Origin of the sequence: Streptomyces goshikiensis, from assembly GCF_014650555.1 — a bacterium.
Lineage (GTDB): Bacteria > Actinomycetota > Actinomycetes > Streptomycetales > Streptomycetaceae > Streptomyces > Streptomyces goshikiensis.
The window spans coordinates 306603-319380 of sequence record NZ_BMVE01000008.1; the positions used below are offsets into that span (position 1 = coordinate 306603).

At 72.1% G+C, this 12778-nt stretch carries 8 protein-coding genes; 2 read left to right on the forward strand and 6 right to left on the reverse strand.

Annotated elements, in window-relative coordinates; all coding sequences use genetic code 11:
* Nucleotides 1-1289: 1289 nt before the first annotated feature.
* The 6 genes from IE248_RS23980 to pyrG all read right to left on the reverse strand — a co-directional run bounded on the left by IE248_RS23980 (nucleotide 1290) and on the right by pyrG (nucleotide 8983).
* Nucleotides 1290-1751 (reverse strand): hypothetical protein, encoded by a 462-nt coding sequence (locus IE248_RS23980; RefSeq protein WP_063781014.1) that lies wholly within the window; start codon nucleotides 1749-1751, stop codon nucleotides 1290-1292.
* Nucleotides 1736-2773 (reverse strand): ParA family protein, encoded by a 1038-nt coding sequence (locus tag IE248_RS23985; RefSeq protein ID WP_229895477.1) that lies wholly within the window; start codon nucleotides 2771-2773, stop codon nucleotides 1736-1738. Before IE248_RS23985 ends, IE248_RS23980 begins: the two co-directional genes overlap by 16 nt.
* A gap of 459 nt (nucleotides 2774-3232) precedes the next feature.
* Nucleotides 3233-4348, reverse strand: coding sequence for an alanine dehydrogenase (gene ald, locus IE248_RS23990; RefSeq protein ID WP_100582332.1), 1116 nt, complete (start codon nucleotides 4346-4348; stop codon nucleotides 3233-3235).
* A 152-nt stretch (nucleotides 4349-4500) separates the two neighbouring features.
* Complete coding sequence (locus tag IE248_RS23995; RefSeq protein ID WP_100582331.1) at nucleotides 4501-6555, reverse strand: tetratricopeptide repeat protein; 2055 nt, start codon at nucleotides 6553-6555, stop codon at nucleotides 4501-4503.
* Between the two features lie 56 nt (nucleotides 6556-6611).
* The gene (locus IE248_RS24000; RefSeq protein WP_073797199.1) at nucleotides 6612-7244 is read right to left on the reverse strand and encodes an NUDIX domain-containing protein; all 633 of its coding nucleotides are present in this window, start codon (nucleotides 7242-7244) and stop codon (nucleotides 6612-6614) included.
* Between the two features lie 86 nt (nucleotides 7245-7330).
* The gene (gene pyrG / locus IE248_RS24005) at nucleotides 7331-8983 is read right to left on the reverse strand and encodes a CTP synthase (protein ID WP_008742719.1); all 1653 of its coding nucleotides are present in this window, start codon (nucleotides 8981-8983) and stop codon (nucleotides 7331-7333) included.
* A 486-nt stretch (nucleotides 8984-9469) separates the two neighbouring features.
* On the opposite strand from pyrG, the gene IE248_RS24010 reads away from it, so the two are divergent.
* Together IE248_RS24010 and IE248_RS24015 are read left to right on the forward strand one after the other, a co-directional pair.
* On the forward strand, nucleotides 9470-11275 hold the full coding sequence (locus IE248_RS24010) for a glycoside hydrolase family 15 protein (protein ID WP_008742720.1): 1806 nt from the start codon (nucleotides 9470-9472) through the stop codon (nucleotides 11273-11275).
* A gap of 109 nt (nucleotides 11276-11384) precedes the next feature.
* Entirely contained in the window at nucleotides 11385-12767 is a 1383-nt protein-coding gene (locus IE248_RS24015) for an FAD-binding oxidoreductase (protein ID WP_190031626.1), read from the forward strand.
* Nucleotides 12768-12778 lie beyond the last annotated feature (11 nt).

A 12778-nucleotide genomic window follows, 5' to 3' on the forward strand; every position in this document is an offset into this window, starting at 1 on the left:
AGCCTCCTGCTCGGCCGCACCTTGGGGGGCGGCCGCACCCGGGCCTCGGCCCAGCGGGCGGCGGCGGTTCGGGCGGCCGGGTTCGGCGGAAGTGGGCATCGCGATCCAGGGTGGTGCGGAAGGGGCGTCCGGTCGGCCGGCCACGACTCGCGTCCGGACGGGGCGGCCAGGGGCAGTCCCCGCCGCCACGAGCACCCTAAAGCCCGGCCCGCCCGCACACCCGCATCGCCCGGCGGAAACCCGCACCCGGCACGAGACCCGCACGCCCGAACCCGGACAAGGCGGCGGTGCAGCGCCCCAGAGCCGTGACCGGCACAGCCGCCGGAAGGGATCGGCAGAGCATGCCGAGCACGCCCCCAAGGGGCGGCGGGGCGCAGAAGTGGCTGAGCCGGCACAGGCGGGCCTGCGGCAGCCGGGACGACCACGGGTCGAGGACCGTGCCCTCAAGGCCCCCACGGGGCGGACACAGCCCCGTGGCGCCTGCAAGCGGCAGAGCCCAGGACCCCTAAGCCGGACCCGGACGCGGCCCAAGGGCCTGAGCAGAAACCGAACGCGAGCCGGGGTCCTGAGCCGGGACCGGACGCAGGGCGGGCCAGAACCTGAGCCGGACCGGGATCCTGAGCCAACCGGCCGCGGGCCGGGGCCACGCCGAGACCGGGGGGCGGACCGGGGGGCCTGAGCAGGAACCGGACGCTGGCAGTGAGCCGGGGACCGGACGCTCGCCGGGGGCCCTGAACCCAGAACCAGGCGCGGGCCGGGATCCTGAGCCGGAACCGGGCCGGGGGCCGAAGCCGAGACCGGGCGCCAGCCGGGGGCCGGAACCGGACTCGGGCAGTGAGCGGGGACCGGACGCGGGCCGGGGCAGTAAAGCCAGAACCGGGCGCGAACGGGGGCTCTGAACCGGGCACGGACCGGGATCCATCCCTGAACCGGAACCGGAACCGGGCACGGGCCGTGGCCCGGATCCGAGACCGGACGCTGGCCGGGCGCCAGCCGGGCGTCTGGAGCCGAGACCGGGCACGGGCCGGGAGGCAGAGCCGGGCGGGCCGGGACCGGGCACGAGCTGGGGACCCGGAGCCGGGACCGGGCACGGGCCGGGGGCCTGAGACGGGCGCCAGCCGGGGGCCTGAGGCAGAACCGGGCGCGGGTCGGGTGTCCCGAGCCGGGGCCGGGCCGGGGCCCTGAGCCGGGACCGGACGCGCGTCGGGGGCCAGAACCGGGTGGGCCGGGGGCCTGGGCCGGGTGTCCCGGGTCGGGGGCGGCGGTCGGGTGCCGGGGGCGGGCGGGGGTTAGCGGCCGCGGAGGCGGCGGACCAGGATGCTCGCGTCGCCGCGGGACTCCAGGTCGGCCAGGACGACCGCCACCGCCTCGCGCACGATGCGGCCCCGGTCGACCGCCAGCCCGTGCTCCCCGCGCAGCACCAGCCGCGCGTGTTCCAGGTCCATGAGCTCCTCGGCGGAGACGTAGACCGTGATCTTCTCGTCGTGCCGTTCACGCCCGCTCGGCCGCCGGTTCGCGCCCCGGCCCTGCCCGCCGCCGTTGCCCCGCCGGGACTCCGGGCTGACAGAACCTTCCTGCGGGCGTCGCGGTGAGCCCACCGCCGGCTCCGCCTGCCCCGCCGCCTGCCCCGGTCCCGGCCCCTGCTCGCCGGCCGCCGGTTCGTCCCGCCTCGGCGAGGACGACTGGAGTGCCATCCCCCCGGTCGTACGGAACAGTTCGTCGGCCCCGGGCAGACTCACTCGGCGGGACACCGCGCGAGCACCTCCCTGGCCAGCTGGCGATAGGCGGCGGCACCGACCGAGTTGGACGCGTACGTGGTGATCGGCTCACCGGCGACCGTGGTCTCCGGGAAGCGCACCGTACGGCCGATGACCGTGTGGTAGACGTGGTCGTCGAAGGCCTCGACGACGCGCGCCAGCACCTCACGGCTGTGCACCGTACGGGAGTCGTACATCGTGGCGAGGATGCCGTCGAGTTCCAGCTCGGGGTTGAGCCGCTCCTGCACCTTCTCGATCGTCTCGGTGAGCAGCGCCACACCGCGCAGCGCGAAGAACTCGCACTCCAGCGGGACGATGACCTTGTGAGCCGCCGTCAGGGCGTTCACGGTCAGCAGACCGAGCGAGGGCTGACAGTCGATCACGATGTAGTCGTAGTCGGCCATCAGGGGCTTCAGGGCCCGCTGGAGCGTCGACTCGCGCGCGACCTCACTGACCAGCTGCACTTCGGCGGCGGACAGGTCGATGTTGCTCGGCAGCAGGTCCATGTTCGGAACGGCCGTCTTGAGCAGCACCTCGTCGGCCGACATGCCCCGCTCCATGAGCAGGTTGTAGACCGTCAGGTCGAGTTCCATCGGGTTGACCCCGAGGCCCACGGACAGCGCGCCCTGTGGGTCGAAGTCGACGAGCAGCACGCGCCGCCCGTACTCGGCGAGTGCGGCGCCCAGGTTGATGGTCGACGTGGTCTTTCCCACGCCGCCCTTCTGGTTGCACATCGCGATGATCTTCGCCGGACCGTGGTCGGTCAGCGGACCCGGGATCGGGAAGTACGGCAGCGGCCGTCCGGTCGGGCCGATCCGCTCACGGCGCTGGCGGGCAGCGTCGGGGGCGAGGGTGGCCGCGTACTCGGGGTCGGGCTCGTACTCCGCGTCCGGGTCGTAGAAGTGCCCTTCGGGCACGTTTTCGTAGTCGGCGAAACCCACGGGCTTTTCGCCGCTCAGGTCGCCGGCCCTGGAGTTCACGTCTAGGCCGTCCATGCTCTTTTGGGGCGTCGTCATGTGCTGGTGGTTTGCGAAGGTGCGTACTGCGACGGAGCCGACAGCTTCGAGCCCGGCTGGGCTCTGGCCCCGCTCAGGCGTCCCTGCTCGACCACCTCCAGGAGTAAATGTCGACTCATTCACAAGTCGTCTTACCTCCTCGGACGTGACCAGGACACTTATCGATAGGTCAGCGTGGCACCATGCCGACGGTTGGCGACTCTATGGCGTGTCACCGCCCAGCGGCAACACAATCCACCGGACCCGACGCGTTGTGTCGGCAACCGAACACCACTCTGTCAAGGGCGTGCGGGCTGTCACCGCGAAGTTTCGCGGGTGCGCGAAAGGGTTAAAGGGTTACGTTCGAGGCGAGTTGAGCGGTACGGACGGGTCCTCCGCAAACGCGTCCGGCCGGACCTTGCGGGCAAGGTCCGGCCGGAGACGTGAGATTGACGTCAGTCGTTGACGAGGTCCGGCTGATCAGCCGAGCAGCGTGCCCAGCTCAAGGGTCGGCATGCCGTGGGCCTCGGCGACCGGGCCGTAAACGACCTGGCCGTCATGGGTGTTGAGACCCAGGGCGAGCGCCGGGTCACGGCGCAGCGCCTCGGCCCAGCCGAGGTTCGCGAGCTGCACGATGTACGGCAGGGTCGCGTTCGTCAGGGCGTAGGTGGAGGTGTTCGGCACCGCGCCCGGCATGTTGGCGACGCAGTAGAAGACCGAGTTGTGGACCATGAAGGTCGGCTCGGCGTGGGTGGTCGGACGGGAGTCCTCGAAGCAGCCGCCCTGGTCGATCGCAATGTCGACAAGGACACTTCCGGGCTTCATCTTGGCGACGAGCTCGTTGGTGACCAGCTTCGGGGCCTTCGCACCCGGGATCAGCACCGCGCCGATGACGAGGTCGGCCTCGATGACGGCCTTCTCCAGCTCGAAGGCGTTGGAGACGATCGTCTTGATCTTCGTGCCGAAGACCTTGTCGGCCTCGCGGAGCTTGTTGATGTCGCGGTCCAGCAGGGTCACGTGGAAGCCCATGCCGATGGCGATCTGCGCGGCGTTCCAGCCGGAGACGCCGCCGCCGATGACCACGCACTCGCCCGCGTGGGTGCCGGGCACGCCGCCGGGGAGGACGCCACGGCCGCCGGCCGAGCGCATCAGGTGGTAGGCGCCGACCTGCGGGGCCAGGCGGCCCGCGACCTCGGACATCGGGGCGAGCAGCGGGAGCGCGCGGTTGGCGAGCTCGACCGTCTCGTAGGCGATGGCGGTGGTGCCGGACGCCAGGAGGGCGTCCGTGCACTCGCGGGAGGCCGCGAGGTGCAGGTACGTGAAGAGCGTCTGGTCCTTGCGGAGGCGGTGGTACTCCTCCGCGATGGGCTCCTTGACCTTGAGGAGCAGGTCCGCGGTGGCCCAGACCTCATCGGCGGTACCGAGGATCTCGGCGCCGGCCGAGACGTACTCGGCGTCCGTGATCGAGGAGCCCACGCCGGCGTTCTGCTCGACGAAGACCTGGTGGCCGCCCCGGACCAGCTCATGCACGCCGGCGGGCGTGATGGCGACCCGGAACTCGTTGTTCTTGACCTCGCGGGGGATGCCGACCTTCATCGTCGATCACGGTCCTTGGCTCAGGGGATTTTTCAGGGCACTTACATACATACCCGCCCACAAGAACGCGCAACGGGATGCACCACGGGTTGTCGTGGTGAAGCCAGTCTAATGAAGGACGACGCGCTGTCTAGCCTTGCAAACAAATAACTTCAGTCGGAATCACTGCGGATTTCGCAGGCTGCGGGGTCGTCTCCCAGCAATCTGTCAGCCGTGGACCGGTGCAGCCTGGCCGCCGCGGGATCGCCGAGCCGGTCCAGCGTGTCGGCCAGCCGGACCTCCAGCGCGGCCTGAAGTCGCAGGTCCCCGGCCCGGCGCGCGAGGTCCACCGCCTCGCGGCAGGTGTGCAGCGATTCCTCGGGCCGCCCGGCGTACTCCTGCACCCGCGCCATCTCGCTCAACGCCTTGGCCTGGCCGGGCACATCGGTCAGCTTCCGGTAGCCCGCGGCGGCCGTGCGCCAGCTGCGCAGCGCGTCCCCGTAGCGGCCCGCGTACGTGTGCACGTTGCCGAGCCGCCCGTACAGCCTGGCCTCGTCCGCGCGCTCCCCCCGCGCGAGGGCGTGGGACAGGGCCCGGCCGAACCAGTCGGAGGCCCGGTGCCAGTCACGGAGCTCCTGGTAGGCGCCGCCTACGGATTCCATCGCGCGGCCGGTGGCGTACGGATCGTTCGCCGCCCGTCCCGCGTCCAGCGCGGCCCGGTAGCGCTCCAGCGCCTCCTGGGTCCGGCCGGTCTCGGCGTCCAGGTCGGCCAGGTTCAGCAGCGCGGCGGCCTGCTCCCGGTGCAGGTTCCGGCGCTCGGCCACGTCCAGGACCAGCCGGTGCAGCCCGTACAGCTCGGGCGCGGCGGCGGCGGTGCCGCGGTGCTCGGCGAGGGCCCGTACGAGGGCGGCGACCAGCCGGCGGGCCAGGGTGTCCAGCTCGCCGTCCGCGACCGCGAGGGACGCGGCCGCCGACAGCGCGGGCAGCCGGGTGTCCAGCCAGGTCGCGGCGGCCCGCCGGTCGGGGAAGCGCAGGGCGCGGGGCAGCCCGCCCAGCTTCTCGGGACCGCCGATGCCCGGGTCCTCCTCCTCGGTGGCCATCGCCCGGCAGGAGTGCAGCAGCCGGACGGTGCGCTCCAGCATCCGCGCCCGGGCCAGCTGGACCTCGGCGGGGCGTTCCTTGGCCTCCAGCAGGGCCCGCAGGAACGGGGTGAGGCAGCCGGGCAGCTGGAACAGGCCGCCCTCTCCCTGCCGGACGAGTCCCAGCCCGGCGAAGTCCTCCAGGGTGGACTGGGCGGCGTTCACGGAGCAGCCGGCGAGGGCGGAGGCGGTGTGCGAGTCGAGGACGCCGGCGGGCGCGAGCGGAAGCAGCCGCAGGGTGCGCTGCGCGGGCTGCGGCAGGGATTCGTAGACGAGCCGGAACGCCCGGCCGAGCGGGCCGTTGATGCCCGGCGGCATCTCGTGGAGCTGCTTGGCCACGTCGGCGACGGCGGCCTTGGGGTGGGCGGCGAGCCAGCCCCCGACCAGGGCCAGCGCGGCGGGCTGGCCCCCGCACTCCTCGGCGAGGCCCTCGGCGGCGCGCGGGTCGACGGTGACGCGGGTGTCCCCCATCCGGCGCGCGAGCATCGCCACGGCGGAGGTGGTGTCGAGCCCGCCGAGGGTGCAGGGGCGGACATCCGGAATCCCGGTGAGGGGTCCTTCGGCGGTGACGACGACCAGGCACTCGGGCGTGTCGGGGAGCAGGGCGTCGACCTGGAAGGGGTCCGCGGCGTCGTCGACGAGCAGGATCGCCTTGCGGTCGGCGAGGGCGGTGCGCAGGGCGGAGCTGAGCTCGTCCTCGGAGGCGCCGGGCGGGGTGGGCCGTCCGAGCGTTTCGAGCAGGCCGCGCAGGGCCCGCTCCGTGGCGACGGTCTCCCCGCCGGGGGTGGTGAGGCGGGTGCGCAGGACTCCGTCGGGGTAGTCGGCGCCGACCTCGCGGACGAACGCCTCGGCGAGCGCGGTCCGGCCGGAACCGGGGCGTCCGGCGACGAGCAGGACCCGCGCGCGGGGCGCCTTCGCCTTCCGGCCGGAGAGGGTGTCGAGCCCGGTCCGGGCGATGTCCTCGCGAAGCTCCTTGAGCTCACGCCGCCGCCCGACGAAATCCGTCACGGATCCGCTCCTCTCCCTGCCTTCGGGTTGCGAGCGTAGTTCACGCAGAGCGACGACCCGTGTGGAGCGCGGCGGGCACATCGCCCGATCGGATCAGCCGATGGTCACACCACGCCGTCCGGGGTGCCCCGTACGGCTCAGGCCTCGTACGGGCGGGCCGGCCAGGGGGCCGTGGCCGGGCGCAGCGCGTCGGCGCCGCCCTCGGCCGCCAGCGCGGCGGCGAGCGACAGTACGCCCACCACCAGCCCGGAGTTGCCCAGCTCGCCCGCGAGGACGCCCCGTACGAGCTCTTCCAGCGGCACCCAGTCCACCTGCATGTCCGCCTCCTCCGAGCCGGACTCCGCGTACCGCTCCCCCTCCGCCTCCGAGACGCCCCGGGCGAGGAAGACCCGGATCGCCTCGTCCGAGCCGCCGGGCGAGGCGTAGTAGTCGGTGAGCACCCGCCAGTCGTCGGCCTTGACGTACGCCTCCTCGAACAGCTCCCGCTGCGCTCCGTGCAGCGGGTTCTCCCCCGGTACGTCCAGCAGCCCGGCCGGCAGCTCCCAGAGCCGGCGGCCCACCGGGTGCCGGTACTGGCTGAGCACCAGCACCCGCCCGGCCGCGTCCAGCGCCAGCACGCACACCGAGCCGGGGTGCACCTGGTAGTCGCGGCGGACGGTGGACCCGTCCGGCATCCGGACCATGTCGGAGTTCACCGACGTCTTCGCGCCCTCGAACGGGCGCCGCGTCGACACGGTCTCCCAGGATTCCGGCGTGTCCTTGATGTTCATGCCCCGTAGTCCTCCACAACGCGCGACAGCCGGGGTACGGAACTCCGTACCCCGGCTGCCTACGTTATGCGTTCGGGCCCGGCAGGCTACTTGGCCGCCTGCTGACGCTCCACGGCCGCCTTCACCAGACCCGCGAACAGCGGGTGCGGGCGGGTCGGGCGCGAGCGCAGCTCCGGGTGGGCCTGGGTGGCCACCAGGTAGGGGTGCACCTCGCGCGGGTACTCGACGTACTCGACGAGCTTGTTGTCCGGGGAGGTGCCGGAGAAGACGATGCCCGCCTTCTTCTCCAGCTCGCCGCGGTAGGCGTTGTTGACCTCGTAGCGGTGGCGGTGGCGCTCGTCCACGTACGCCTGGTCGCCGTAGACCTCGCGGACGATCGAGCCCTCGGCGAGCTTCGCCGGGTACATGCCGAGCCGCATGGTGCCGCCCAGGTCGCCCGCGCCCTCGACGAAGGCCAGCTGCTCCTCCATGGTCGAGATCACCGGGTGGGGGGTGGAGGCGTCGAACTCGGTGGAGTTCGCGTCCTCGATGCCCGCCAGGTTGCGCGCGGCCTCGATGACCACGCACTGCAGGCCCAGGCACAGGCCGAGCAGCGGGATCTTGTTCTCGCGGGCGTAGGTGATCGCGCCGACCTTGCCGTTGACACCGCGGTCGCCGAAGCCGCCGGGCACGCAGATCGCGTCCACGTCGCCGAGCACCGCGGCGGCGCCGGCCGGGGTCTTGCAGTCGTCGGAGGTGACCCACTTGATCTGGACGCGGGCCTTGTTGGCGAAGCCGCCGGCGCGCAGCGCCTCGGTCACCGACAGGTACGCGTCGGGCAGGTCGATGTACTTGCCGACGAGCGCGACCTTGACCTCGTGGTCGGGGTTGTGGACCCGGTCCAGCAGGTCCTCCCAGACCCTCCAGTCCACGTCGCGGAACGGCAGGTCGAGCTTGCGCACGACGTACGCGTCCAGGCCCTCGGTGTGCAGCACCTTGGGGATGTCGTAGATCGACTTGGCGTCGATGGCCGCGACGACGGCCGCCTCGTCGACGTCGCACATCAGCGAGATCTTGCGCTTGATGGAGGTCGGGACCTCGCGGTCGGCGCGCAGCACGATGGCGTCGGGCTGGATGCCGATGTTGCGCAGTGCCGCGACCGAGTGCTGGGTCGGCTTGGTCTTCAGCTCGCCGGAGGGTCCGATGTAGGGCAGCAGCGAGATGTGCACGACGAAGACGTTGTCGCGGCCGACCTCGTGGCGGACCTGGCGGACGGTCTCCAGGAACGGCAGCGACTCGATGTCGCCGACGGTGCCGCCGACCTCGGTGATGACGACGTCGACGTCCTCGGTCGCCATGCGCCGGATGCGGTGCTTGATCTCGTTGGTGATGTGCGGGATGACCTGCACGGTGTCACCGAGGTACTCGCCGCGCCGCTCCTTGGCGATGACCTGCGAGTAGACCTGGCCGGTGGTGACGTTGGCCGAGCCGTCGAGGTCGACGTCGAGGAAGCGCTCGTAGTGGCCGATGTCCAGGTCGGTCTCGGCGCCGTCGTTGGTGACGAACACCTCACCGTGCTGGAACGGGTTCATCGTGCCCGGGTCGACGTTCAGGTACGGGTCGAGCTTCTGCATCGTGACCCGCAGGCCGCGCGCCTTCAGCAGCGCACCCAGGCTGGAGGCCGTCAGGCCCTTGCCGAGGGAGGAAGCGACACCCCCGGTGACGAAGATGTGCTTGGTCGTCAGAGATTTGGGCGGCATCGCCAAGAGGGGGCTCCCGTGGTCGCGAAGTGAGGTGCGTCCGGCGCCGGCCACCATCGATCCGGAGGGGTGTTCCCAGGTCTCAGGGGGCGCCGAAGCTGCGGTTTCGGGGCTCCTGATTCGCACAGGCAGACCACCGGTCCACGGGGTACCAGCCTATCAGCGCCCGGACGGGTCCGCCTCCGGCCACGCTGCCGGGCCGCTTCGCGACAGGCCCGGCGGGAGCGTCCTGCCTGGTCATCCGCAGGGTCACCCGTTCGGCCCAGCCACATTGTTCGCGGGCTTACGGAGATCACTTAGGGTGCCGTCATATCCTGCTCGGATAATCGCTGCACATCGCCCCCCGAGCAGTCCGGCAGACGGCGCGACCCCGCCGGCTTAAGGAATCATGGCTCGATGCGGGGGTTTCTCCACACGGGAGACCGCGCAACCGCGCATTGCAAGCGCCCTTCGGGGCGGACGTGGCCGTTCGACTGGAGATGCAACGTGTCCGGGCGCATCGAGGATTACGCACTGATCGGGGACATGCAGACAGCCGCGCTGGTCTGCCGGGACGGATCGGTGGACTGGTTGTGTCTGCCACGTTTCGATTCCCATGCCGTCTTCGCGGGCATTCTCGGCACCGAGGACCACGGGTTCTGGCGGATCGGCCCGTCGTTCCCCTCCGGTGGTGAGGCGCCGGCGGCGAGCCGGCGCAGCTACCGCGGTGACTCGCTGGTGCTGGAATCGGAGTGGGACACCCCCCGCGGCACGGTCCGGGTGATCGATTTCATGCCGCCCCGCGAGGACCACGCTCCGCAGCTCATCCGCATCGTGGAGGGCGTCAGCGGGCGCGTGCGGATGCGCTCGGCGCTGCGCATGCGCTTCAGCTACGGCCGGGTCGTGCCCTGGGTGCACAAGGCCGACGGGCGCACGGTCGCCGTCGCCGGCCCCGACTCGGTCTGGCTGGACACCGACGCGCAGACGTACGGCGAGGACCTGACGACGTACTCCGACTTCACCGTCGGCCCCGGCGACCGGCGCGCGTTCTGCATCAGCTGGCAGCCCTCGCACCGCAACGCCCCGGAGTCCCCCGACGCCGAGGCGGCGCTGGAGGCCACCGCCGAGTTCTGGCGCGAGTGGGTCGAGCAGTGCACGTACCACGGGCCCTACCGGGAGGCGGTGATCCGCTCCCTGATCACCCTCAAGGCGCTCACGTACGCCCCGACGGGCGGGATCGTCGCCGCGCCGACCACCTCCCTCCCGGAGGAGATCGGCGGCGTCCGCAACTGGGACTACCGCTACACCTGGCTGCGGGACGCGGCGATCACCCTGTCCTCGCTGCTGCGCACCGGCTACCGCGAGGAGGCCCGCGCCTGGCGCGAGTGGCTGCTGCGCGCGGTGGCCGGGGACCCGGAGAACCTGCAGATCATGTACGGCATCGCCGGCGAGCGCGAACTCGGCGAGACCGAACTCGACTGGCTGCCGGGGTACGAGAACTCCCGGCCGGTCCGCGTCGGCAACGGCGCCGCCGGCCAGCTCCAGCTCGACGTGTACGGCGAGGTCACCGAGGCCCTGCACCTGGGCCACATGACGGGCCTGGCCCGCAACGACTACGCCTCGCTGCTCCAGCTCAAGCTGATCCGCTACCTGGAGACCCACTGGGACCAGCCCGACGAGGGCATCTGGGAGGTGCGCGGCCCGCGCCGGCACTTCGTGCACTCGAAGGTGATGGCCTGGGTGGCCGTGGACCGCACGATCAAGCTGATCGAGAGCGGCGACGCGGACGGCCCGCTGGAGCGGTGGCGCGAACTGCGCGACGAGATCCACGAGGACGTCTGCGAGAAGGGCTACGACAAGGAGCGCAACACCTTCACCCAGTCGTACGGGTCGAAGGAGCTCGACGCCTCGCTGCTGCTCATCCCCCAGATGGGCTTCCTGCCGCCGGACGACAAGCGGGTCATCGGCACCATCGAGGCGATCCAGCGGGAGCTGTCCACGCCCGACGGCTTCATCCTGCGCTACCCGACCTCCGGCGAGGAGGCCGGCGTCGACGGCCTCGCGGGCGACGAGGGGGCCTTCCTGGCGTGCTCGTTCTGGATGGCCGACGACCTCGCGATGATCGGCCGGGTCGACGAGGCCCGCCGGCTGTTCGAGCGCCTGCTGGCCCTGCGCAACGACCTCGGGCTGCTGGCCGAGGAGTGGGACCCGCGCCTCCAGCGCCAGGTCGGCAACTTCCCGCAGGCGTTCAGCCACGTCCCCCTGATCGACACGGCCCTGCGCCTGACGGCCAGCGGAGCGTACGGGGGCTGACGGCCGGTGGGGGGCGGCGCGATGGGCCGCCCCCGGCCCGCCGCGCCGCCGCAACCGGCGCCGCCTACGCTGGAATGGTCCTGCCGTCCTCCGGAAGGAGGGGCACACCATGGCTCCCCTCTCCAAGGCGGGCACGGCGCTCGCCGCGCTCCGCGAGGATCTGTCCGGTGCCGTGTTCACCGCGGACGATCCGGGCTACGACGAGGCCCGCGCGCTCTTCAACGCGATGATCGACCGCAGACCCGCCGTCATCGCCCAGTGCGAGAGCGTCTCGGACGTGGCCACCACCGTGCGCTTCGCCCGGGAGCTGGACCTGCGCGTCGCGGTGCGCGGCGGCGGGCACAGTGTCGCCGGGATGTCCCTCAACGACGGCGGGGTGGTCGTGGACCTGCGCCGGATGCACGAGGTGACGGTCCATCCGGCGGCGAAGGCGGTACGGGCCCAGGGCGGCGCCACGATGAGCCACCTGGACCGGGCCTGCCAGCCGTACGGCCTCGCGACGACCGGCGGCCGGGCCTCCACCACGGGCCTGGGCGGTTACGTGCTCGGCGGCGGCTCCGGCTGGGTGGACCGCAAGTTCGGGCTGGCCGTGGACAATCTGCTGGGCGTCGAGCTGGTGACCGCCGACGGGCAGGTGATCGAGGCGACGGCGGAGGAGAACCCCGAGCTGTTCTGGGCCCTGCACGGCGGCGGCGGGAACTTCGGCGTCGCCACCTCGCTGACGCTGCGGCTGCACGACCTGCCGGTGTTCTCGGTGGCCATGGTGATGGCCCTGCCCGAGCACGGGCCGGCGCTGACCCGCGCGTACCGCGACATCATCGCCTCCGGTCCGGACGAGGCCGGTGGCGGGGTCCTCTACCTGACCGGGCCGCCCGCGGAGTTCATCCCGCCGCACCTGGTCGGCAGCCTGCTCGCCGGCGCCCTCCTCACGTACACCGGGCCCGAGGAGGAGGTGCGCGCGCTCGCAGCGCCGCTGCTGGCGGTCCCGCACGAGGTGGAGATGGTCACGGCCCTGCCGTACGCGGACTTCCAGTGCCAGTTCGACGACCCGCCCGACCTGCGCAACTACTGGTCCGCCGAGTACCTGAACGAGGCCCCGGACGAACTGCTCGACGTGTTCTGCGCCCGGGCCGACTCCATGCCGGTGCCCTCGGGCTGCCAGCACGTCCTGTTCCCGCAGGGCGGCGCGATCGCGGCGGGCCCCTCCGAGTGGCCGGTCCCGTACCGCGGGGCGCCCTGGGCCGTGCACCCGTTCGGGATCTGGGAGGACCCGGCGGACGACGCCCGCGCCATCCAGTGGGTCCGCGACACCCGGACCGACGTCCAGCCCTGGAGCACCGGCGCGGTGTACCTGAACTTCACCGGCGACGAGGGCCCCGAGCGGGTGGTCGCGGGGCTCGGCTCGGACAACCTGGCCAGGCTGGCCGCGGTGAAGCGGGAGTACGACCCGGACAACGTGTTCCGCTACAACCACAACATCATCCCGGCCTGACCCCCTGGTAG

Coding starts and splice junctions, on each gene's coding strand:
- IE248_RS24015 (WP_190031626.1), top strand. CDS start 11,385: ATGGCTCCCCTCTCCAAGGCGGGCACGGCGCTCGCCGCGCTCCGCGAG.
- IE248_RS23985 (WP_229895477.1), bottom strand. CDS start 2,773: ATGACGACGCCCCAAAAGAGCATGGACGGCCTAGACGTGAACTCCAGG.
- ald (WP_100582332.1), bottom strand. CDS start 4,348: ATGAAGGTCGGCATCCCCCGCGAGGTCAAGAACAACGAGTTCCGGGTC.
- IE248_RS23995 (WP_100582331.1), bottom strand. CDS start 6,555: ATGTGCCCGCCGCGCTCCACACGGGTCGTCGCTCTGCGTGAACTACGC.
- pyrG (WP_008742719.1), bottom strand. CDS start 8,983: ATGCCGCCCAAATCTCTGACGACCAAGCACATCTTCGTCACCGGGGGT.
- IE248_RS24000 (WP_073797199.1), bottom strand. CDS start 7,244: ATGAACATCAAGGACACGCCGGAATCCTGGGAGACCGTGTCGACGCGG.